The organism is Pseudomonas sp. P1_C12 (assembly GCF_056406435.1).
In genome coordinates this window covers 235,967-257,007 of the sequence record NZ_JBFUAE010000011.1, presented here as the reverse complement: position 1 = coordinate 257,007, position 21,041 = coordinate 235,967, and the positions used below count along the sequence as shown (strand labels likewise).

General features: G+C 58.5%; 16 protein-coding genes and 1 pseudogene. 8 read left to right on the top strand and 9 right to left on the bottom strand.

Annotation, left to right across the window (positions count from 1 at the left end; translation table 11 throughout):
- Together AC1D19_RS19990 and AC1D19_RS19985 are read left to right on the top strand one after the other, a co-directional pair.
- Positions 1 to 388 (top strand): annotated as a pseudogene (locus AC1D19_RS19990) (hypothetical protein); the annotation flags it as partial.
- Between the two features lie 82 nt (positions 389 to 470).
- A complete protein-coding gene (locus AC1D19_RS19985) occupies positions 471 to 677 on the top strand; it encodes a co-regulatory protein PtrA N-terminal domain-containing protein (protein ID WP_477764272.1) in 207 nt (68 codons plus the stop codon).
- Positions 678 to 891: 214 nt separating this feature from the next.
- Here AC1D19_RS19985 and AC1D19_RS19980 read toward each other — a convergent pair whose 3' ends face one another.
- Positions 892 to 1,458: a nucleotidyltransferase family protein gene (locus AC1D19_RS19980; RefSeq protein WP_477764282.1), complete on the bottom strand. Its 567-nt coding sequence runs from the start codon at positions 1,456 to 1,458 to the stop codon at positions 892 to 894.
- A gap of 230 nt (positions 1,459 to 1,688) precedes the next feature.
- Between AC1D19_RS19980 and AC1D19_RS19975 the strand changes: the two genes are divergently transcribed.
- Both AC1D19_RS19975 and AC1D19_RS19970 read left to right on the top strand, forming a co-directional pair.
- Positions 1,689 to 3,026 carry an MFS transporter gene (locus AC1D19_RS19975; protein ID WP_477764271.1) on the top strand — a complete coding sequence of 446 codons (1,338 nt, stop codon included), beginning with the start codon at positions 1,689 to 1,691 and terminating at the stop codon, positions 3,024 to 3,026.
- Positions 3,027 to 3,170: 144 nt separating this feature from the next.
- On the top strand, positions 3,171 to 4,871 hold the full coding sequence (locus AC1D19_RS19970; RefSeq protein ID WP_477764270.1) for an aspartate:alanine exchanger family transporter: 1,701 nt from the start codon (positions 3,171 to 3,173) through the stop codon (positions 4,869 to 4,871).
- Between the two features lie 76 nt (positions 4,872 to 4,947).
- On the opposite strand, the gene AC1D19_RS19965 is transcribed toward AC1D19_RS19970, so the two are convergent.
- From AC1D19_RS19965 to AC1D19_RS19950, 4 genes are all read right to left on the bottom strand, one after another.
- Positions 4,948 to 5,853 carry an amino acid ABC transporter substrate-binding protein gene (locus AC1D19_RS19965; RefSeq protein WP_477764269.1) on the bottom strand — a complete coding sequence of 302 codons (906 nt, stop codon included), beginning with the start codon at positions 5,851 to 5,853 and terminating at the stop codon, positions 4,948 to 4,950.
- A 42-nt stretch (positions 5,854 to 5,895) separates the two neighbouring features.
- Positions 5,896 to 7,242: a putrescine-ornithine antiporter gene (gene potE, locus AC1D19_RS19960; RefSeq protein ID WP_477764268.1), complete on the bottom strand. Its 1,347-nt coding sequence runs from the start codon at positions 7,240 to 7,242 to the stop codon at positions 5,896 to 5,898.
- Between the two features lie 80 nt (positions 7,243 to 7,322).
- Positions 7,323 to 9,506, bottom strand: a complete 2,184-nt coding sequence (gene speF / locus AC1D19_RS19955; RefSeq protein WP_477764267.1) for an ornithine decarboxylase SpeF — start codon at positions 9,504 to 9,506, stop codon at positions 7,323 to 7,325.
- A gap of 224 nt (positions 9,507 to 9,730) precedes the next feature.
- Positions 9,731 to 10,603: a DNA/RNA non-specific endonuclease gene (locus AC1D19_RS19950; protein ID WP_477764266.1), complete on the bottom strand. Its 873-nt coding sequence runs from the start codon at positions 10,601 to 10,603 to the stop codon at positions 9,731 to 9,733.
- Positions 10,604 to 10,952: 349 nt separating this feature from the next.
- Here AC1D19_RS19950 and pdxR point away from each other — a divergent pair, with 349 nt between their 5' ends.
- From pdxR to AC1D19_RS19930, 4 genes are all read left to right on the top strand, one after another.
- Entirely contained in the window at positions 10,953 to 12,461 is a 1,509-nt protein-coding gene (gene pdxR / locus AC1D19_RS19945) for a MocR-like pyridoxine biosynthesis transcription factor PdxR (protein WP_477764265.1), read from the top strand.
- Positions 12,462 to 12,573: 112 nt separating this feature from the next.
- Complete coding sequence (locus AC1D19_RS19940) at positions 12,574 to 13,644, top strand: sugar phosphate isomerase/epimerase family protein (protein ID WP_477764264.1); 1,071 nt, start codon at positions 12,574 to 12,576, stop codon at positions 13,642 to 13,644.
- Between the two features lie 51 nt (positions 13,645 to 13,695).
- A complete protein-coding gene (locus tag AC1D19_RS19935) occupies positions 13,696 to 14,961 on the top strand; it encodes an MFS transporter (protein WP_477764263.1) in 1,266 nt (421 codons plus the stop codon).
- 268 nt (positions 14,962 to 15,229) lie between these two features.
- Complete coding sequence (locus AC1D19_RS19930; protein ID WP_477764262.1) at positions 15,230 to 16,717, top strand: sensor histidine kinase; 1,488 nt, start codon at positions 15,230 to 15,232, stop codon at positions 16,715 to 16,717.
- On the opposite strand, the gene AC1D19_RS19925 is transcribed toward AC1D19_RS19930, so the two are convergent.
- The 4 genes from AC1D19_RS19925 to AC1D19_RS19910 all read right to left on the bottom strand — a co-directional run bounded on the left by AC1D19_RS19925 (position 16,707) and on the right by AC1D19_RS19910 (position 20,693).
- Positions 16,707 to 17,411 carry a response regulator gene (locus tag AC1D19_RS19925; RefSeq protein ID WP_477764261.1) on the bottom strand — a complete coding sequence of 235 codons (705 nt, stop codon included), beginning with the start codon at positions 17,409 to 17,411 and terminating at the stop codon, positions 16,707 to 16,709. The two genes, AC1D19_RS19930 and AC1D19_RS19925, sit on opposite strands and share 11 nt — an antisense overlap.
- A 338-nt stretch (positions 17,412 to 17,749) precedes the next feature.
- Positions 17,750 to 19,201, bottom strand: coding sequence for a multiheme c-type cytochrome (locus AC1D19_RS19920; protein WP_477764260.1), 1,452 nt, complete (start codon positions 19,199 to 19,201; stop codon positions 17,750 to 17,752).
- 454 nt (positions 19,202 to 19,655) lie between these two features.
- Positions 19,656 to 20,114 (bottom strand): MarR family winged helix-turn-helix transcriptional regulator, encoded by a 459-nt coding sequence (locus AC1D19_RS19915; RefSeq protein ID WP_477754574.1) that lies wholly within the window; start codon positions 20,112 to 20,114, stop codon positions 19,656 to 19,658.
- 126 nt (positions 20,115 to 20,240) lie between these two features.
- Positions 20,241 to 20,693: an Ohr family peroxiredoxin gene (locus AC1D19_RS19910; RefSeq protein ID WP_477764259.1), complete on the bottom strand. Its 453-nt coding sequence runs from the start codon at positions 20,691 to 20,693 to the stop codon at positions 20,241 to 20,243.
- Positions 20,694 to 21,041 lie beyond the last annotated feature (348 nt).

Here is a 21,041-nt window from a genome sequence, read left to right as displayed (position 1 = left end):
GGAGTATTTCCTCAATCCAAAATTGCAAGCCAAAATCGGCATCGTTGTGCTGTTGACCGTTAACGGCTTCGTGTTGCATCGCGCTGTATTGCCGGCGCTGAAAAAAGCCGGTTCGTTACTGAAACTCTCCTTCAGCCTGCGCATGCTGGCGCTGTTCTCGGGGGCGTTCTCTGGCGTGTCGTGGTTCTATGCCGCCATGCTGGGCGTTGGTCGTCCGCTGGCCTGGAAGTACTCGCTGGTGGAGTTGCTGGCAGCCTATCCGGTGCTCATCGTCGCTGGGTTCGGGATGATGGTACTGCTCACCACCTGGGCCAAAAACAGAGACACCGAAGCGCACATGGAGCAAGGCACCTGGAAAACAGGAAACGCCGCCCTGGCTGGCTGGTAATTCCAGGTTGAACAAGGACGTTCAGCGCTAGCCAATGAATCCCGCTTTAACTGTTAATAAAGTCTCACTTGAGGATACCCAAATGAAATCCATGAAAGTTCTCTTCGTAGCCGCCACTCTGACCGCTTCTTCTCTGGCAATGGCCACAGGTGGCGGTGACCGGACCTTCGCACGCATGGAGTCGGCCCGCAAAGTCTCGATGGAAACCTACCAGGTTGCCCAGAAACAGAAGGCTGAAGCCGCTGTAGCTGAAAGCAAAGCCAAGGCAGCCGACCGCACCAACAGCTGATCTGTTGTACGACCTCAAGCCTCAAATGCAGCACCCAAGGTGCTGCTGGCGCCGGTTTGACCGAGATCCTGCTTACACAAAATCTGTTGTGTCGAATCCACAGTCCAAGCAGCCCTTCGCCAAGGGCTGCTTCGTTTACAGGCCGTAGTGGCAGGCAGCAATTGGCTTTCATCTCCAATAAGTTGCTTCATCGGTAAACTCCCCTCGCTCCCATTCAACTTTGGAGCTCTACGATCCTGAGCCAAGGCCAGCGAGCCTGATAACTTTTCGCCTTCTGGTCGAACAAGTCTGGCCTGGGATTCCTTGGATTGATTCTAAGTAACCCGTGCTCTGTGTCGGCCAGGCCGTTGGGTGCATAGACCTCGCCCGTTTCAACATCCAGACCCATGCAGGTACCGGCAATCAGGTAGCGATCAATCCCGTCTCTAGCCGACTGAAGCTGAGGATAATCCCCGCCGAACCGCTGGCTGTACCACAGATGAACGCGAGCCTGATTCCTGACCTCAATGTTCACGTCGAGGTGGTTGAACAGACGCTGAGCGGACTGGATGACCTCATTCTCGGCTTCCCACGACAGATCATCATCGAAGTAAAAGACGTCGTAATCCTTCACTCCCCACCCTGCCGCTCGCTGTGACTGATGATTCCAGGCGGCCTGGAACAGGCAACCGGCCGTGAGCATGCACTGGTTCAAACCGAGCTCAGGCAAGCGATCAGCAAGCTCTGCGTTTACTGGATTGGCCATTGCGATCCTGACCAGGCTTTCGACAGTCAATGTCATCTTCATCCCTTCTAAATCGATCAAGTCCTGGCGACCGACAATACCGCCAACGCTTTACAAATACGCGAAAAACACCGCCCTTTGCTCACCCTCGGCCAATCTGGCGCGATTCATGCCTCGTTCAACGCAATGAAGTCGGTGCTGGCTATGTGGATGACACTTTTGAAGTGAGCCGCCCCGGTGTCTGCCCCGATAATCGATAGCTTACTTACGAAGTATCGAGGTCAAGCATGACGAGCGCAACTATGGAACAAGTCAGCCCAAGAACGCTGAGAAAAGTGATTGTGGCTGCCGGCATCGGCAATTTCGTCGAGTGGTTCGACTTCGCCGTCTATGGCTTTCTGGCCACGACCATCGCCCAACAATTTTTCCCCAGTGGCGATGCCAGTGCCGCGTTGCTCAAGACCTTTGCGGTATTCGCCGTGGCCTTTGCGTTTCGGCCCCTTGGCGGGATTTTCTTCGGCATGCTGGGCGACAGGATCGGCCGCAAACGAACCCTGGCGATGACCATTCTGCTGATGGCCGGGGCGACAACCTTGATCGGTCTGCTGCCCACTTATGCGGCGATCGGAGTCATGGCGCCGATTCTTCTGTCCCTGATCCGTTGCGCCCAGGGCTTTTCCGCCGGGGGTGAATACGCCGGTGCCTGTGCCTACCTGATGGAGCATGCACCGAGTGACAAACGCGCCTGGTACGGCAGCTTCCTTCCGGTGTCGACATTTTCCGCCTTCGCCGCGGCGGCTGTGGTGGCCTATGCACTCGAGGCGTCATTGTCGGCCGAAGCAATGGGCAGTTGGGGCTGGCGCCTGCCGTTCCTGATTGCCGCGCCCCTGGGCCTGGTGGGTCTTTACTTGCGCTGCAAGCTCGATGAGACACCGGCATTCCAGGCGGTGACCCAGGAACGTGCAGTCGCACACTCCCCACTCAAGGAAACCTTGCGCAACCATGGTGCGGCTATCTGCTGTCTGGGCGCTTTTGTGTCACTCACAGCACTGTCGTTTTATATGTTCACCACCTATTTCGCGACTTACTTGCAAGTCGCGGGTGGCCTGAGTCGCGCCACAGCGTTGCTGGTGTCGCTGATTGCATTGCTGTTCGCTGCGGCGATCTGCCCGCTGGCCGGGCTGTACTCGGACCGGGTCGGCCGTCGAATGACGGTGATGACAGCCTGTGCGCTGTTGATTGTGAGCGTGTATCCATCGTTCCTGATGGCCAGCTCCGGCTCGTTCGCAGCGTCCATCGTCGGCGTCATGCTCCTGGCGATTGGCGCGGTGTTGTGTGGCGTGGTGACGGCGGCCTTGCTCTCGGAAACCTTCCCTACCCGTACCCGATACACCGCCTCGGCGATCACCTACAACATGGCGTACACCCTTTTCGGCGGCACGGCACCGTTGGTGGCTACGTGGCTGATCAGCACCACCGGCAGCAACCTGTCACCAGCGTTCTATCTGATCGCGGTTGCATTGCTCGCGCTGGCGGGTGGGCTGGCATTGCCGGAGACTTCAAGGATTTCCCTGCATGACGTTGCGTCGCGGGAGAAAGGCTTAGGAGTGAGTGCGTCCGCCTGAAACACCAAACAAGCCTGTCCTGGGCCCGGTACTGTTCTATCGCAAAGGTGTTGCGGGTCAACCTCCCCGGATTCACACGCTACGCTACTGCCTGAGTCTTTCCTGACATCAGGCATTAACGTAGCGAAAAAGGGGAATCAACCCGTGCAGGCACTCTTCTCGTTTCTCAATGCCAACCCTTACATGTTGCTGTTCCTGGTAGTGAGCCTGGCGGTGCTGATTGGCCGCTTCACCATCAAGGGTTATGGGTTGGGTACCGTCGGAGGCGCCATAGTGGTTGGCAGTGGCGTCGCCATTGCCGCCTCCCTCTATGGCATCACCTTCAAGCTCGACGCGTTCACCATGAACCTCTTCTACTACCTGTTCATGTACGGGGTCGGTTTGCGGGTCGGTCCCTCCTTCCTCAATAGCCTGAAGGATGACGGGCTGAAGTTCACCGTCCTTGCGGTCATTTGCAGTTTGGTCAGTCTGGCCGTGGTGGTCTTGGGCACGCGTCTTTTCAACTTGCCGACCGGCGCGGCCGGCGGAATCCTCGCCGGGGCCACGACCATGTCCTCGGCCATCGGCTCGGCTGAACAGGCGGTTGCCTCGGGTGCCGTCCACCTCGCACCGGGCGACACGGTCGAGGGAGTGTCGGCGATGATTACCCTGTCCTATGGCATCACTTACATCTGGGGCACCATCGGCATCGTACTGATGTGCAAATACATGCCGCGCTGGTGGGGTGTCGATGCAAAGGCGGCAGCCCGTCGTTATGAGGAACAGCATGGGATGCATGATCTGGAGGACGACGGCCTGACCGCCGACAAGGCCTTCGGATTGCGCGCTTACCGCCTGGAAAATCCCACGACTGCAGGCCTCAATATCCGTGAATTTCTCGCTCGCTTCCCCGAATATCGCATCGTCAATGTGCATCACGGTGACGAGTCGATAGGGGCAGATCCGGATATCCAATTGCAGTTGGGGGATGTGATTACCCTTGGCAGCACACGTACAGGCCTCACCACCAACATCGGTCTGATCGGCCCGGAGGTCGATGACGCCAAGGCGCTCGCCGTCCCCCTGGACCACGCGGAGATCCTGGTGACCGAAAAAGCTGTCATCGGCAAGCCGCTCAAGGAGTTCCGCGGACTGGACCTGGCCGGGCAGCTTCAGTTGACTCGCATCCAGCGCGGCGGCGTACCGCTACCGGTAGGGCCGCAGACCCGGTTGCAACGCCGCGATGTGCTGTTCGTCACCGGTCTGTCCAGCGCCGTGCAACGTGCGGGCGAGTTGTTTGGCGTCATCGCCCGCCCCAGTAGCATGACCGACTTGTTAACGTTGTTCGCCGGGATGACCCTGGGGCTGCTGATCGGTCTGATCCAGTTCCCCGCCTTTGGCGCTTCTGTCGGCCTGGGAAGCGCTGGCGGCCTGATGGTGTCGGGCATCATCGTCTCGTCACTGTCCTCGCGCCTGCGTTTCTTCGGCAATACGCCGAACGCGGCGCGTAACATCCTTGAGGACATGGGCCTGCTGGTGTTCGTGGCGATTGTCGGGATCAATGCCGGTGCCACCCTCCTCGCCCAACTGACGGGTACGCTGGCCGTGCAGATATTCCTGGTGGGCTTCGTCGCCTGCATGCTGCCGCCGTTTGCCGTCTGGGTGGTCGGCTATCACTTGATGAAGATCAATCCGGCGGTACTGATGGGCGGCATGGCCGGTGCCCGCAGTCATTCCGGACCGTGCCTCGAAGCGGCGGCAGAAATCGGCAGCAACGTGCCGTGGGTCGGTTTTCCGGTAGCGTTCGCAGTCTCGGGAATCCTGCTGACGGTCCTCGGCTACTTCGCCATGGTCTTCGCCAATTGATGCTGCTCATCTGTAGGAGCGAGCTTGCTCCTACAGTAGCATTACATCGGCGGACGGCCCGTTGCCAACGATGCCACTAAGGCAACGCATACACCCTGAACAGTTTTTTCATAACAGCGTTGGTCCCGCCCAGATACTGGTCGTAGGCCTTTTCTATGGCGCCCGAGTAATAGGCTTCACTCAGGGCCATATCGACCAGCAAGCGGAAGTCTTCGTCGTTGCGCTCCACGATCATCGCCACCGGCGAGTACTCGAAGATGCGGTCCAGGAGCATCAGGTTCTTGGCCGCACCCTCCTTGGCCACTTCGTTGCGCAGCAGCATGCGTTCGGAGAAGAAGGCATCGGCCTTGCCCTCGGCGACCAGCTTGATGCCCTCGTCGTTATTGGCCACGGTCACCAGCGAGGCAATCACGTTGAGCAGGCGCATCTGTTCGCGAATCCAGTCTTCGGTCACGCCCCCCTCCAGGGTCGCGTAGGTTTGGTTGGCCAGACCGTTGTTGATGCTGGCACGCCAGGTCGGACCGGTATTGGCGACCTTGCCATTGAGCACATTGAGCAGCGATTCGCGAGCATCGTTGCGCACCACGACCGAGAGGCCGGCGGTGTAGATCGGTATGGAGTAACTGATCATCTTGCGCCGTTCCAGGGTGGGCGGTGTCGGCGTGCAGAGGATATCGACTTTACCCTGGCTCACGGCGTTGACCTCGTCCGAAATCCTGACGGGCTGGTAGCGCACTTGCAGGTCGGGCAGACCCAGCTCGCTCTTGAGCTTGTCGGCGACTTTCAGGCACAGGTCGATGGCATAACCGCTGGCCTTGTCGCCTTCCTGCTTGCTGAAAGGCGCCAGGTCAGGCAAGTAGCCCAAAGTAAAGGTGTGGCTGCTGCGCACGCGTTCAAGGGTGTTGGCGCCGGCCACTAGTGGCAGCGTCAAGAGTGCGAAGGCAAGCAGCAGTCTGGTGGTTGTGGCAAATGGTACGTTCATGTCCGGTTTCCCCGTATGCAGATGTCTGTGCAGTCCTGGTGGTCACGCCTGAGGATTGCCGGCCCTGGCCTGGTTCGCGGGTGGCGCTTCGGTGAAGCGTTTGGCGAGGAATCCATAAAGCAGGTAGCCGACAGCGAGCACCAGGGTGCCGCCCATCACTGCGTCCTTGCCGCAGGCATACAGGGCGTACAAGGCGTACGTCATTGCAATCAGCAAGACCACCACGTTACGCGAGTAGATGGACGACGAGACCCCGGCCTTGTGCATGATCACCAGCAGGCCGGTCATCGCAGTTATATAAGGGATCAGGTTGGTGACCGCTGCCAGGCTGACCAGTTTGCTGAACTGTGCGGCGGCGTCGGGCGAGATGGTCGACAGGGCCATGAGGGTCTGCAGCACACCGCAGACAATCATGCCGACGACGGGCGCATTCATCGTGTTGACCTTGCTGAACAGCTTGAGGAACAGGTTCTGGTCAGCCGTCATCTTGGCGGTTTGCGCCAGGGTAAATTGCCAGCCCAGCAGCGAGCCGACACAGGCCATGACCGCCAGGGCCATGACGATATTGCCCACCATCGGGCTGAACATCGTGGCATAGACCAGCGCGAAGGGTGCGGAGGACTTGGCCAGCTCAGCGTTGGGAATGATGCCCTGGATGACGGTGGTCGACAGCACATAAACCACGGCGGCACCCAGGGTGCCGAACAGGCAGGCCAACGGCACGTTGCGCTTGGGGTCTTCCACGGCATCGGTGGCCTGGGCCGCCGATTCCATGCCGAGGAAGGCCCACAGGGTCAGGGGGATCGCCTTGCTGATGGCTTCGGAGATCGCCAGGCTGTTGGGGTTCCAGGCGGCGGCCAGCACATCGGGCTTGAACCAGAACCAGCCGATGATGCTCAGGCCGGCTACCGGAATGATCACGCCCCATACCGTGAAAGCACCGATCTTGCCGGTGATGCCCGGTCCACCGAAGTTGGCGAAGGTGGTCAGCCAGATCAGTGCGATCGTACCGACGCACAGTGGAATCGCACCCGTGCCCAGCCAGGGTACGAAGGCCGTCATGTAGCCCACTGCCGAAATGGCCACGGCCACGTTGGCGATGGCCAGGGACAGGAAGTACAGGTACGAACAGAGGAAAAAACCCGACTTTGAATGGGCCTCTTCGGTGTAGGCGGACAAACCGCCGGAGCGTGAGCAGAAGACGCCACACTGGGCAAAGCAGTAGGCGATGGCCATCGAACCAATCGCCGTGAAAATCCACGACAACAAAGAGACGGCACCCAGTTGAGCCATGTTGGTGGGCAACATGATGATGCCCGAGCCCATCATGTTGACCGTTACCAGCGTCGTGAGCCCCATCAGGCCCATTTTCTTGCTTGAATCAGCCATCGCAAACTCCTTGCCTTGTTCAGAGAGTTAACCCCTGGGCCCGCCGACTTGACACCTGCCATCGAGTACGAGGGTGATCCTTACTGCTTGATCACATAGCCATACGCCCGCGTGCGACCGCCTTCCTGCTTCAGGTAAACGCCCTGAAGCTCCGGCGTGAAACCAGGCAAGCGGTTGATGCCCTCCTCCAATGCAAGGAAGTACTTGAGCACGGCGCCACCCCAGATCTCCCCGGGTACAACGCACAAGACGCCCGGCGGGTAAGGCAACGCGCCCTCGGCCGCAATGCGACCATCGACATCCGCCAAGGGCACCAGTTCGACGTTGCCGCGGATGTACTCGATTTGCGCTTGCTGCGGGTTCATGGCCTTTTTCGGGAAGTGTTCCTTGCGGAACATGTCCTTCTGCAATTGCTGCACGTTGTGGCTGCGATACAGGTCGTGCATTTCCTGGCAGAGCTGGCGGATGGTGTAGTCGCGGTAGCGTTCCTGGTGCTGAGCGTAGATGGCCGGCAGCACCCGGCTCATCGGCGCGTCATCGCTGATGAAGCGTTCGAAGCGGGCGATCTGTGCCGCCAGGTGGCTCATCTTCGCCCAGTCTTCGGCCGGTGTGAGCAGGAACAGGATCGAGTTCAGGTCGCACTTTTCCGGGACGATGCCGTTCTCGCGCAGGAAGTTGGCCAGGATGCCGGCGTGAATGCCGAAGTCGGTGTAGCTGCCGTCCACCGGGTCGATGCCCGGCGTGGTGAACAGTAACTTGCACGGGTCGATGAAGTACTGCTTCTCGGCGTAGCCGGCAAAAGCGTGCCAGCGGTCCTTGGGATGGAACTCGAAGAAGCGGATGTCGCTGGCGATTTCTTCCGTTGGATAGTCCTCCCACGCACGCCCTTCAATGGTGTACGGCACGAACGGGCGGACCATGGTGCAGGCTTCGAGGATCAACTTGCGCGCATTGATGCCGAACTTCACGCAGTCATCCCACAGGCGCAGGCCACTTCGGCCTGAGTGGATGCGGGCGTTGACATCCAGCGAGGCGAACAGCGGGTAGAACGGACTCGTTGAAGCCTGGGCCATGAAGGCGTTATTCAGCCGTGCGTGATTGCAGTAGCGTGGCTGGCCCTTGATGTGCCGGTCTTTCTTGTGGATTTGCGAGGCCTGGGAGAAACCGGCCTGTTGCTTGTGCACCGATTGGGTGACGAAGATGCCCGGGTCGTTCTCGTCCAGATCGAGCAACATGGGCGAGCAGTCCTTCATCATCGCAATGAACTGTTCGTAACCGACCCACGCCGAGTCGAACAGGATGTAGTCACACAGCTTGCCGATGCGGTCAACCACTTGCCGGGCGTTGTAAATGGTACCGTCATAGGTGCCCAGTTGAATGATCGCCAGGCGAAACGGCCGTGGCAGTTGCGCCTTGTCCGGGGCGACTTCGGCGATCAGCTGGCGCAGGTAGTCTTCTTCGAAACAGTGGGCGTCGATGCCGCCAATGAAGCCGTAGGGATTGCGCGCGGTTTCCAGATAGACCGGTGTCGCACCGGCCTGCAACAACGCGCCCTGGTGGTTGGACTTGTGATTGTTGCGGTCGAACAGCACCAGGTCGCCGGGGGTCAACAGGGCGTTGGTCACCACCTTGTTCGACGCCGAGGTGCCGTTGAGCACGAAGTAGGTCTTGTCGGCGTTGAACACCTTGGCCGCATGTTTTTGCGCCAGCAGCGCCGGGCCTTCGTGGATCAGCAGATCGCCGAGCCTGACGTCGGCGTTGCACATGTCGGCGCGAAACAGCGTCTCGCCGAAGAAGTCGAAAAACTGCCGACCCGCCGGGTGCTTGCGAAAGAACTGGCCGCCCTGGTGACCGGGGCAGGCAAAAGTCGCGTTGGCCGATTCGGTGTAATGCTTGAGCGCATCGAAGAACGGTGGCAGCAGGCTTTCTTCATAGGCCTTGGCGGCGGTCTCCAGTTGATTGCCGTAGTACTCGGCATTATTGCTGGACAGGTCGAACACGCCATTGACCTGCAAAATCACATCCTGCAGTTGTTTGTAGACCTCCAGGGAACGATTGCTGCGGCCCTGAGAGGCCACCAGGAAGATGGGGATGTCGAAGCCGGTACGCTTGATGGCATCCAGCGCCCCTGCTGCCAAATCATCTTTCGAGAGTACGGCGACAGCGACATCGGTAAAGTCAGTCTGGTCGAGCCGGACGATTTCACGGGAATTACGAAAGCAAACTCGTACCGCATCGCTGGCAGCGATTTTCAAGGCGTTCATAACCAGAATCTCTCGGTCTGTTTGACGTTGAAGTTCCTGGGACGACCGACTTCAGAGGCATCATGTCCCGGGGTCAGGAGCGATTGCCCTATTGGGTATAGTTCATTTTTACTATTTGTTACTTCTTGCTGAATTTATTTCCTTGACCTTGTTTTTGCGTGGTTCATGACAATGAAACACCCCAACGGTTGCATCCAACCTTTGGGGTGCTGCTCATCCAGCCATCAGGTGCGCCCTGCGGAACCTGTGACGGGCAGGTTCCCGAGCAATTTGAGCCCGGTGCTCTTCACGAAAGTGTCGTAGTCCATCGGCTTCTCGATTCGGGTCTCAGCGTTAGGCAGTACGTAGGCCCAGGCACGTTTGGACGATGCGTCATAAACCAGCTTGAACAGGCGCGTCGGCACCCACACCTGGTTGTCGCCAATGGTGGAGTGGCCAGGGTCAAACAGCGGGCCGGTAAAGACAAACACGTTGCCATCGGCGCGCTTGGCAAACTTTCGGACATCAGACTCGACCTTGCTCCAGATCTTGCGGTTGTTGGTCGGGTCTTGCGGCACCATGTTCGACAGCGCAAAGGATTGGGCCATTGCATTGGGGTTCGGTGCATCGGCTGCCGGGGATTGATGGCCACGGTCCACGGCCGGATGCTGGCTGCGGTAGTCGCTCAACTCAGCGCGCCCACCCTTGGGAATGCGTGGGTCCGGATAGAACTGGTTGGTGCGCTCCTCCCCTTTGGCATCCTGCAACTGGGCCGCGTTCAGGCGTTCGACCACAACCAGCGGGGTCTTGCTGGTTTGCGAGTACAGCACCGCGAAGTTGTCGGAACACAAAGCCAGGGGCTTCATGGTTGCAGGCACAGTGGCCGTATTGATCGGTTTCGCTGCCGGGAACAAATCTGCGCAGCCGTCGAACGATGCCTGTTTCTGTTTGCTTGAATAGAGATCCAGGGCCGCGCTCTGGCTGATCGAACCCGAGCGGGAAGCTTGTTCATGATGCGCGGTGGGCGGCTTGAGGAAGTCCAGCAGACTGCGGGCTTGCACCCCGGTCGAGAGCAAAACAAGGGCCGACAGCCCAACTGCAATTTTGCGTAGGTACATGGGTTAAATCTTCGAATGGGGTTGAGGGGTTAAACGTAGGGCGAGTCCCGACTCACGGAACCAGATGCAGGCGGTTGCTGATTATATGGCGGCGAGCATGCTTTCACTGTCCTTGATCAAATTACCGATGCGGGGCCGGTCGGTTCCGGGCAGTTCGACCGCTGAGGGTCGTGCGGGGTTTATTGACCATGACAAGATACGTTAGTGCCGGGCGGCGGTTGGATTCTATTCGCCAGTGCTCGTCGAAGAAGCGGACCGGATGACATATCCAGTACCGCTCGATACCCTTTCGCCCCCGGGTGCCTGACAGCCATTCAGGCCAGACTCACTCCATCCAGACGAACCAAAAATGAAATCCTCCGCAGGTTTACTGTTGTCAGGTATCGAGCTGGACCGTGCCAGCTCCATCCCCTTGTACCGCCAACTCTACTTGCAGATTCGCAAACAGATTCTCAGTGGCAGGATTCAGGGAGGCGTACGTCTGCCGTCCACCCGGACCTTGAGCAAAGAACTGCAGCTGTCGCGAATCAGCATTCTCAATGCGTTCGATCAACTGATTGCCGAAGGTTTTCTGACGTCGCGCACCGGGGCCGGGACTTATGTCGGCCATGAATGGGAAAGCCGCGGTATCGATGACGATGAGCACAAGCGCCAGCCTCCTCGCCTGTCCGACCTGAGCCAGTCCATGCTGTCATTGCGCAGCGATCATTTCCGCGGCGTTTCCTATGCGGACTGGGCCACCGGCAGCCCGACCTCGTTCCTGCCCAGCCACAGTGCGTACGATGCGTTCCCGCAATCGGTCTGGAAGCGGCTGATGAATCGCCACCTGCATAAGCCAACCAAGGCCATGCTCGGCTATGGCGAACTGCAAGGGTTGCTGGCCCTGCGCGAGGCGATTGCCGAATACGTCTTCGATGCCCGGGGCATCGACTGCACTGCCGAACAGGTGGTCATCGTTTCCGGCGCCCAGCAAGCCTTCAACCTGCTGGGCATGCTGTTGCTCAATCCGCAGGACAGCTTCTGGATGGAGGATCCCGGGCATATCGCGGCGCGAATTGCGCTCCAGGCCCAAGGGGGGCTGGTCGTGCCGTTGCGTATCGACGAACAGGGGATCGATATCCAGCAAGGCCTGGCTCAATGTCCTGACGCCCGCCTGGTGTTTACCACACCTTCGCGTCAGCATCCGCTGGGCATCACCATGAGTTATGCGCGGCGCCAGGAGCTCATCGATTGGGCCGCGCGCAATCAAAGCTGGATCATCGAGGACGACTGCGACAGTGAATTTCGCTACAACGGCCGCCCCTTGCCGGCACTCTATGCCATGGACCAATGGGCCCGGGTCATCTACGCCGGGACATTCAGCAAAGTGCTCTTCCCCTCGCTGCGCCTGGGTTACGTGATACTGCCGAACGCCTTGGTCGAACCCTTCTGCACCCTGCGGGCGGTCATGGACCGCAGCCCGCCCACACTGCTACAGGCCGTCACGGCGGACTTCATGCGCGAGGGCCACTTCCTCGGTCATATTCGTCGAATGCGTGCGCTGTACCAAGCTCGCCAGCAAGCACTGGTCGAACAACTGCAGCAACGGCTGGGCACTTTCTTCAGGATCACGCCGGTGGAAGCCGGCATGCACCTGATCGCCTGGTTACCCGCGCATCTTGACGACGACGCCATCGCCAAGGAACTCGGCCAGCATGGCATTCATACCTATCCCCTGAGTGACTACTGCCTGGAGCATGTCTTGCCACCGGCGCTACTGATCGGCTTTGCCAGTACCCCTGAGGACCAGGCCCAAGAACGCGTCGAAGCGCTTGCGCGGGCCTTGCGCAAGATGGGCTATCTGCAGCAGGCCACTTGACGCAAGGCAAGTGGTCTTATGATTTAACTGATAATGGATCTATCGAGAGTTCCTGACTGGCGCGATAAAGGCTGCGCCGGTAGACCCGGCGTCTGAACCAGGAACGACTCGAATGAACAATAAGATCCAGGAACGATTCAACGCCTTGCTCAGCCATAAGGCTGTCGAGGCCGGGGCTCCCCCCGTACTGACTGAGGCACTGGCCCGCCAGTTGCTCGACCGGCTTGGGCAACTGCGCCTGTTTGCCCATGCCTACCCCTTGCTGACCAACCTGACCCACGGCCGCGTGACACCTGCTGACCTGTTGGACTTCGCCTATCGCCACGAGCTGCAGGGGCTGAGCCTGCACTTGCTCGACGGTGAGGAAAACAGCCTCAGTCAAATGACGCCCGCGCAGCTTCAGGCGTTTGCAGACAAGGCCAATGCTCTCGGGCTGGACGTGCATCTGGAAATCAGCAGCACCTTGAAAAAAGATGTCGATCAAGTGATCGCCATTGCCAAGGCGCTGGGCACCCGCAACATTCGTGTTTACTCACGCTACGAAGGGGCGCTGTCGCGGGTCATGGACCTGATCGAGTCGGACCTGCACTACCTTGCGCAGCAGGCAGACGAGCACGACCTGTTCTTCGACTTCGAGCAGCATGAGGAACTCAAGAGCGGCGAGATCGCGCAACTGCTGAGCCGGCTGAACCACCCTCGCCTGCACGCCCTGTTCGACTTCGGCAACATGATCAATGCCTGCGAACAGCCCCTTGCTGCGCTCCGTAACCTGGCGCCGCACATACGCCAGACCCACCTCAAGGGTGTGCGCATCGTCCCCGAGCAAAACGCATTCGGCCATTACGGCGTGCTGCAGGGCTGTGACGAAGACGACCTGCCCAACGCACGCATGTTGTTCGAACTGCTGATGCTCGGTGAGTCAACCCCGCAAGTGATCGCCTTCATTCTCGAGCAGGAAAACCACTACGTGGCCCCGGCGTTCCGCCAACTCGACGAAGCCGCCGACCCGTTCATTGCCTACCGGGAAATGAGTGAAACGGCGCTGCCGCAAGGCTTCTCGCTGGAGCAAATGCTCGCCGGTGAACACCGTTGGGCCAACAACCAGGTGGCCTTTGTACGAGGTCTGCTGGCCGAGTTCCGCACCCTGGCCGAGTTGACCCTGGCCCATTGCACTGGCGCCTGAACCTGACGTGCCGAGCGGCACTGCGTACCCAATCAAGCCTGGAGAATAATAATGACATCCCAAGACAAGGCCAAATGGCTCAGATTCCTGATTCTCATCCTCGGTGGTGGCACCATCTACAAGCTGGCGAGTCTCAAAGACGCCTTCTACATCCCCATGCAGGAATTCATGGGGCTGTCCCATACTGAAATCGGCCTGCTGCTGAGCGCCAACGCCATTATCGCCACCGCGCTGTTTGTCGTCGGCGGCATGCTCGCCGACCGGTTCGACACGCGCAAGCTGATCCCCCTCGGCCTGATCGGCACCGGCAGCCTCGGGCTCTACCTGGCGACCTTTCCGCCCTTCAGCAATCTGCTGATCGTGTTCTGCCTGCTGGCCGTCTGTGCCGACTGTCTCTTTTGGCCTTCGCTGCTCAAAGCCATCCGCAACCTGGGTGACGATAAGGAACAGGGGCGCCTGTTCGGTCTCCTCGAGGGTGGACGCGGCGTCATTGATACCCTGGTCGCCTTTTCCGCGCTGGGCGTGTTCGTCGCCATGGGCTCCGGTGAAACCGGTCTGAAGTCGGCGATCCTCTTCTACTCGGTCATCGACATTCTTGCCGGGACCCTGACCTGGCTGCTGCTCAAGAGCGGCAATAGCCAGTCGACCGTCAAGCCCAAGAACGGTTTGTCGAACCTGCTCGAGGCCATCAAGGTGCCGGGCATCTGGCTGGTCAGCCTCAACGTGTTCATGGTCTATATCGTGTACTGCGGCCTGACCTATTTCATTCCCTACCTCAAGGAAATGTACGAACTGCCTGTCGCCCTGGTGGGCGCCTACGGCATCATCAACCAGTACTTCCTCAAGATCCTCGGCGGCCCTGCCGGTGGCTTCATTGCCGACAAGCAGTTCAAGAGTTCCAGCCGTTATCTGAAGTGGGCATTCCTGGCGTTGTTGCCGTTGATGGGCGTCGTCATGCTCATCCCGAAAAGCCCGGATTACATCTACGCAGGCATGGCGGCCACCCTCTCCTTCGCGCTGATCGTGTTTTCCATGCGCGGCGTGTTCTGGGCACCCATGGGTGAAGTCGGCATTCCCCAGCACATCACCGGCTCGGCCTTTGGTATCGGTTGCCTGATCGGCTATGCGCCTGGCATGTTTGCCTACGTCATCTATGGCGCAATCCTTGACCACTTCCCGGGTCAGCAGGGCTACAACTACGTGTTCTCGTTGATGAGCGTATTGGCGATTGTCGGGTTCATGGTGTCCAGCCTGCTGTATCAAGCGGTACGGAAAAATTCCACGGTCACTGGCAAGGTCAGCGCCGCGCAAGCCTGAACATAGACCGGGTGTACGCGTCGCAACACCACGCCGTGCGGCGGTAGCCGGAGCCTTTCGGTTACCGCCGCACGGGTGCCGCCATCAAGCAGCACCGACGATGCACTGGCTGATCATCCGTGGTGTGTAGTTCATCAGTGAAGCTGTCGGATCGCTATACAGTGAACTACTGTCAATCATGGGTGTGGCGCCCATAGCCAATCTCCAGATATCCACTGAGTTGCAGGGTTTCCAACCGACTTATCACGATGATCAGGGAACCAGGTCGATGGCAAAAGATGCAAAAGTCGAATCAAAAAACGCGACTTTTATCGCGCAGGAGACTGAGGCTCTGGTCGAGCCAGCCCCTGTTTCCGATGCGGCTCGCAATGGAATCTGGCGCACGCGGATCGGGGTCAAGGCGCGCAATCTAAGTCGCTCGACCCAGTTTGTCATTGCCGCTGCGGTGATCCTGGGACTGACCATGTTCTTCGTCGGCAATCTGGTGAGTGAACGAATAGAAAGTGCCGCAGTACAAAGCGCGGCAGAAGCAGCCGCTCAGTACATGGATACGTTTCTGGAGCCCTATGTGCAGGAGATGAGCCGGGAAAGCGGCCTCTCGGCTGCAAGTGTCCAGTTCCTGGACCGCCTCACTGAAAGTCGTTCGCTAAAACAGCACATTGTCTCGATCAAGATCTGGCGAGCGGATGGCACGGTGATCTACGGCACGAACAAAGCCATCACCAACCGCCAGTTCCCATTGGATGAGATCTCCGAGGCACTCAAGGGCAAAGTGGTCACCGACCTTCAAGACCTGAGCCAGGATGAGAACGAGTTCGAGCGCAATCTCGACCTGCCGCTCTATGAGATCTACGCGCCCCTGCGGGACTCAAGCTCCGGAAAAATCATCGCGGTGGGCGAATTTTATGAAAAGGCCGATAGTCTGAAGCGCGAGATCGATCGCGTCCGGGATCAGGTATGGGGGGTCGTTGGCGCCGCGACCCTGGCAATGCTGACGCTGCTTTTCTTCATCGTGCGACGCGGTGACAAGATTATCCAGCGACAACAAGTGGCACTGCGCTTACGGCTGCAGGAGCAAACCCGTCTGCACATCAGCAATGCCGAACTCCAGCGCAAGATGGCGACGGCTACCCAGGAGTTTTCCCATGTCAACGAACTCACCTTGAGGCGCATTGGTGCAGACCTGCACGATGGGCCAGCGCAGTTGTTGACCTTGATTCTGATCCGGCTCGACGACCTGGCCGAAAACTGCTCCGCTGTCGATCAGGAGTCGCTGGAAACCATTCGTGGCGCCGCCACCGACGCATTGAGTGAGGTCCGCGATTTATCGCGAGGTCTGGCACTTCCGGAAATCAATGAATTGAGCCTGGTGGAAGAGTTGCAACTGGTGGCGCAACGGCACGAGCAACGCACTGGCACCAAGGTCACATTAACCCTGGGACTGCTACCGGAGGCCGCGCCACTGCCGCTCAAACTCTGTTTGTACCGTTTTGTGCAAGAAGCCCTCAACAATGCTTACCGTCATGCCAACGGCGAGGGTCAGGTCATCCAGGCGCAATACATTGATGAAGTATTGAACATCAGCGTCAGGGACAGTGGACCAGGCATGGCGGCAGACGCCATGCTGCAAGGGGCATCCGGCAGAACCCGATTGGGGCTCGCCGGTTTGCGTTATCGCATTGAATCTCTGGGCGGGTTGTTCAGCATCGACTCCAGCGTCTCTGGTACGTCGGTCAATGCACAGTTCAAACTCTAGGGGGCGTTCCGGCATCCATTCGTGTTTTTGCTGCGCCGGTGTGAAGTCGCCCGACCGCTTCGCGCTCCCTGTAATGCCGTAGAGCCGTGACCGCTTCGACACGATTTCGGGCGTGCAGTTTCTGCATCACGCAGCCCATGTGGTGCTTGACGGTTTTTTCGCTGATCATCAGCTTTGTCGCAACCTCCCTATTGGTCAGCCCCTTTGAAACTTCACGAATGACCTCCTCCTCCCGATGGGTCAGATCAATCGTGTGAATTTGCGCTTCGTGCTTCTTGTCGTTACTCAGCAGTTTGTTGGCGAACTCGGGGGTGATATACGTCTCCCCCCTGGCAACCGATCTGATTGCCAGGACCAGTTCCGGTCCGCTGACTCCTTTCAACACATACCCGCGCGCGCCGGCCTCCAGTGCCAAAAAGGCGTCGTCTTCGGATTCTGAAACCGTCAGCATCAGTACCTTCACATTCGACAGTTGAGTGGAAATGAACCGCACCGCGGCGAACACATCGCCCGGCATATTGACGTCCATCAACATCACATCCGGACGGATCTTGCGGGCAATATCCATGGCATCTTGCGCATTGGCGCCCTGATCCACGACCTGCAGATCCGCCCGTTTTCTCAACGTATTGGCAACGCCCTCACGCAACATCGGATGATCGTCGGCAATGCCGATGCGAATGGATGGATTCATGACGCGCTCCCGAAACGATCAGCAATCGAACACTCATTGATTAATAGCAGGGAACCGGGGACGCCGCCGGTCGCCAGTCGCATGTCCCAGGCTCCAGGTGTTCGAAAATCAGACTTAAGTCGGACAAAACTCGATCGTCAACAAGCATTCATTATGACAAAACCCTGATTTTCAGACGCCAACCCATTGTTTTAAAACACCATTAAAAACGTCAATAAACAGACAGCCTCATAAAACCCGGCCCCATCTTTCATCCGACCAACAGTCGCTCTCCTGCACTCAGGTACATGCAACCCCGGCTCGATAGCAGGCCCGGCCAAACTAATTGAGAACGCCCCCTAGCGTCGGGACGCAGTGATCGGTGACAAGGGTACGCTCTGCGTGACTTTGGCCATCTGGGTGATTTCCACCTGCACCTTGTCCTTGCCGAGCAGGTAGTCGGCCAGCTTCTGCGAAAACGGCCAGTAGTTCAGTGCGGCCGTCAGGGTCAGCGGCCCGACCGCGTCGGCCGGCACCAGGAAGGAGAACTCCCCGATATCGTAGCCCTTGGGCAGAATGCGGTTGTCCGAGAGAATCTGCGTGGCATTCCAGACCTCGACATCCAATGGATTGCCGTCCTTGTCGCCGATGTGCACTTTGAAGTTTCGCGTGTTGTCCTCGGTCTTGCCGTCCTTGATCGAGCCCAGTCGATAGAGCTCGCGACCACTGGCATCGAGCACCCGGAAATCGATCCACATCTCCCGTCCCTCTGGAAAACCGGTCGGCAGCTTGTGCCCGGCGCCGACGTTGGAAACTTTGACCGCTACCGAGGTGTATTGCCCGGGAATGATGGCTGCCGGCGGTTGCTGGAAGGTTATTTCCGCTGCGCGCGCGAGCATGTCGCGAGCGCGTTGCGAGCCCTCTTCCTGACCGAGATGCTTGAGCATCATGGCGTTGGCTCCGCTGAACCAATGCGAGGCGACCTCTTCGCGGTCTGGCCCCATGATCGCGGCCTTGCCCGCAAAACCCGGCATATGGCAGCTCTGGCAGGTGACATCGTTAAGGCTGTAGGTGCTCTCCTGCCATTCGTCATAGGTGCGCTCGACCGCCACGCTGCTGAAGGGATGCGTGACGTTGTGGCAGGTACCGCAAAAGTCCGAGCGTGTGTGCAGAGCGGAATATACGGTGTCGTGATACGGCGAAACGGCATCTTTGCGCGGGCCGAACTTGGTCGGTTTACCGTGTGCCCGAGGGCTCAGAACATAGGCGCCGTTATCGAGGCCCGTGCGGGCACTGATGTTGTGGCAGGTCTCGCAATCGACCCCTGGCATCGGATGATTCTTCGTGCTGTCTTCAATCGAGGAGCGGTTGACTTGCGAATTGATCTGCCCGGTCGTGAGACCGATCGGGGTATGGCAGCCAGTGCAGAAGTTATCGACCTTCCCCTCGGTGGATGAACTCGCACGCTTGAGCAAGGCCCGATAGATGGGTTCATCCCAGGCCTGGGACATCATCGACGAGCGCCACTGCCTGTAGATCTCCGTATGGCAAGCGCCACATACCTGGGCATTGTCGAAGTCCTTCACATTCAAAACCAGGTTGCCGGGGGTATTGGCCCGATGTGGAAAGAACGGCATCGCGCCAGTCACATGCATGAGCTTGGAGCGTGCCGGCTCCAGCCACTTCTCGTTACTTTGATTGTCATTGCCCTGAGGTTCGTCTGCCGCCATCAGCGTTACCGTCAGCAGGCTGGCTAGAAAGCACAATCCGAGCAGCGCTACCCGCGCACACGTGTATCTGGAGTGGCTCATAAGCATTTCCCCTGGACGGTTGCAGAGGAGGACTGCAGCACTTCTATTGAGTAGCCAGGGGTATTAGTTACGTGCAATCACTCAATGGGGTACTTACAGCTCCACAGTTTCCCGACTCTGCACCTTTCATGGTCGGGATACGCTCACTCAGCAATTACCTTGCCATCGATGTAACAAAACATATCGGCCGACCTGAGAGCCCGGCAAACATTGCTCAGAACTTGAAATTCTTGAGCTAATGGAGGTGCGAATTCTGCCGGGGAATCGCGCCCATTAGTGGGGGGGCTCGCTCCGAAATCGGGGGGTGTCAAGACCAGAGGGCCAGCCCTGCCGTGCAACCGCCGCACAACATCCGATAGCCCAATTGCCCCCCGGGTTTAATGAGCCGCTCAGATCTGATCCGTTATTTGGTGCACCTCGCAAATCCGGGGGCACTCACTTGACTCACTACGACTTACTCCCTGTCTTTCGTCGACCGGATGAGACTGCCCCGTAACTTCACTATGGCCTTCTGCATTTGCACGAAGTCGTCGGGGTCAAGACCGGTTTGCGGGAAGCCGTCTTCGGTGAGGCCTTCGCGCAGTTTTCGCCCCTCTCTGGTGAGACTGATCCGCACCTGGCGTTCGTCTTCCGGGTCGCGCTGGCGCAGCAGATAACCCATCGCTTCCAGCTTCTTCAGGATCGGCGTGAGGGTATTGGATTCAAGAAACAGCTTTTCGCCGAGGCTGCCAACGGTCTGGTTGTCTTCCTCCCACAGCGCAACCAGGGTGATGTATTGCGTATAAGTCAGGCCAAGCCGCTCGAGCATCGGCTTGTAGGCCTTGCCGAAGGCCAGATTGGTTGAATAGACCGCAAAACACAGGAAATCGGAGAGTTTGAGATCCAGGGCGGATGTCTTGTCGGTGTTTTTCATGGACGTACTCTTGGGTCAGTCTGGCGAGACTGAAACTTTACATCGTACGCGATGGTATCGGAAGTGCGCATAAATACTGAAGGCCGGCTCACCGGGAGATCCCCGGTGAGCCGGCCGTGGAGTGGGTTATGCCGTCAAGACATTGATGTCGACATCAATGTTGCCGCGTGTGGCCTTGGAATACGGGCAGATTGCATCGGCGTTGTGGGCCAACTCGGTCGCCACCCCATGATCCAGCCCCGGCACACGCAAAGTCAGTCGAGCCTGGAGGAAGTAAGCCGCGCCGGTCTGGCCCAGATCGACTTCAATGTCGACGGCCGTGTCGGTCGGCAGCGTCACCTTCATCTGTAGGGCGGCCAGCCCCACCGCTGCGATGTAGCAAGCCGACCACGCTCCGGCGAACAGTTGCTCGGCTTTCGGGTGCGGCTGGACGGCGGTGAGCACGTGTGCCGGTGTGTCGCTGCCAGGGGACGACAGCACGATATCGAGGTTGCCGTTATTGCCGCGCGAGGTGTTGCCTGCGCTGTTATGAGTGGTGTGGGTTTTGCCGGTTGCCAGTACTTTTTCGATCTTGCTCATGGGGGCCTTCCTCAGGATTTAATGTTTCGTGCGATTGTATCGCATGCGATATTTATGGCGCTTAAAATGCAACGTTCATCAATTGGCGTGTGCAATGATCCAGTTGTTGCCGTTTTGGCCATGGGAAGCGTGGGCGGTCGAGATAAACATTGTGCGGCGGCTTCCGGTGTTCATGGCTGAGTCTCCAAACGGCAAGGGTTGTTGCTACATTATATCGCGTTCGATTAGATCGTATGCGATAGATGAATACTCAACCAAAGCCCCAATGATGTCAAAGCCTATTTTGTGCCTTGGCGATGAGCGGTAGACGCGAGATCAACCTCGCTACCCTCCCCCTTGTCGAAACGA

Excerpts from the sequence above, each read along its gene's own strand:
- AC1D19_RS19985 (WP_477764272.1), top strand. The coding sequence starts at position 471 with ATGAAATCCATGAAAGTTCTCTTCGTAGCCGCCACTCTGACCGCTTCT.
- AC1D19_RS19980 (WP_477764282.1), bottom strand. The coding sequence starts at position 1,458 with ATGACATTGACTGTCGAAAGCCTGGTCAGGATCGCAATGGCCAATCCA.
- AC1D19_RS19975 (WP_477764271.1), top strand. The coding sequence starts at position 1,689 with ATGACGAGCGCAACTATGGAACAAGTCAGCCCAAGAACGCTGAGAAAA.
- AC1D19_RS19965 (WP_477764269.1), bottom strand. The coding sequence starts at position 5,853 with ATGAACGTACCATTTGCCACAACCACCAGACTGCTGCTTGCCTTCGCA.
- potE (WP_477764268.1), bottom strand. The coding sequence starts at position 7,242 with ATGGCTGATTCAAGCAAGAAAATGGGCCTGATGGGGCTCACGACGCTG.
- speF (WP_477764267.1), bottom strand. The coding sequence starts at position 9,506 with ATGAACGCCTTGAAAATCGCTGCCAGCGATGCGGTACGAGTTTGCTTT.
- AC1D19_RS19950 (WP_477764266.1), bottom strand. The coding sequence starts at position 10,603 with ATGTACCTACGCAAAATTGCAGTTGGGCTGTCGGCCCTTGTTTTGCTC.
- pdxR (WP_477764265.1), top strand. The coding sequence starts at position 10,953 with ATGAAATCCTCCGCAGGTTTACTGTTGTCAGGTATCGAGCTGGACCGT.
- AC1D19_RS19940 (WP_477764264.1), top strand. The coding sequence starts at position 12,574 with ATGAACAATAAGATCCAGGAACGATTCAACGCCTTGCTCAGCCATAAG.
- AC1D19_RS19935 (WP_477764263.1), top strand. The coding sequence starts at position 13,696 with ATGACATCCCAAGACAAGGCCAAATGGCTCAGATTCCTGATTCTCATC.
- AC1D19_RS19930 (WP_477764262.1), top strand. The coding sequence starts at position 15,230 with ATGGCAAAAGATGCAAAAGTCGAATCAAAAAACGCGACTTTTATCGCG.
- AC1D19_RS19925 (WP_477764261.1), bottom strand. The coding sequence starts at position 17,411 with ATGAATCCATCCATTCGCATCGGCATTGCCGACGATCATCCGATGTTG.
- AC1D19_RS19920 (WP_477764260.1), bottom strand. The coding sequence starts at position 19,201 with ATGAGCCACTCCAGATACACGTGTGCGCGGGTAGCGCTGCTCGGATTG.
- AC1D19_RS19915 (WP_477754574.1), bottom strand. The coding sequence starts at position 20,114 with ATGAAAAACACCGACAAGACATCCGCCCTGGATCTCAAACTCTCCGAT.
- AC1D19_RS19910 (WP_477764259.1), bottom strand. The coding sequence starts at position 20,693 with ATGAGCAAGATCGAAAAAGTACTGGCAACCGGCAAAACCCACACCACT.